This window comes from Blastomonas sp. CCH9-A1 (assembly GCF_001557175.1).
Lineage (GTDB): Bacteria > Pseudomonadota > Alphaproteobacteria > Sphingomonadales > Sphingomonadaceae > Blastomonas > Blastomonas delafieldii_A.
In genome coordinates this window covers 1-672 of the sequence record NZ_LSHM01000049.1, presented here as the reverse complement: position 1 = coordinate 672, position 672 = coordinate 1, and the positions used below count along the sequence as shown (strand labels likewise).

Sequence of the window (672 nt, the reverse complement as noted above, 5' to 3'; positions counted from 1 at the left end):
CCTATATGCGCGCGCTGCGGGATACGATGATGTCGCTCTATGAGGTTAGCGAGGTCGTCCCCGGTCAGTCGATGACCTTGCGTGATCTGTTGCGGGATGTTGCGCCAGTCACGGTCCGCGAACACGGCGCGACACAGACCCTCGTCAACTGGGACAAGATCGCTGCACGGGTTGTCGATGTGAACGGTCGCCATGGCATCTCGGGCGCGCTGTTGCCGTTCAGCGCTGATGGCGCCCTACAACTGATCGACGCGTTTGGCCGGCTTGCGGACGATGCAAAGGACACCTCCGAACTAAACCAGACCGACCGGGATGCTATTTTACGGGCATCAGGCCCGATGTTCACGAACATGTGGCTGCTCGATTGTCTGGGCAAAGCCATGCCTGGCACCATGCCGGATATGGTCAACGCCGATGGCGATGATCTTGTGTTCCACCGCATCGTCTTCCCCCTGGCCAAGGGCGTGATCGGCAAGAGCGTGGTTCGCAGGCTGAACGCGGCACAATGGCTGGAGCCTGCCAGCGACACATTCTGGAACTGGCTGGTGCCGGTGACGAAGGAGAGAAAACCACGAACGGCCAAAGGCGGGCAGGCTTTTGTGACGACCATGGAGGACGGCACACCCGTCTTCGCCAATGTCGAGTTGGCGGGACGCAAACTGATCGTTGAGG

Annotated in this window: 1 pseudogene; it reads left to right on the top strand. The window is 60.3% G+C overall.

Annotated elements, in window-relative coordinates:
* Nucleotides 1-26: 26 nt before the first annotated feature.
* Nucleotides 27-672 (top strand): annotated as a pseudogene (locus AX725_RS14335) (hypothetical protein); the annotation flags it as partial.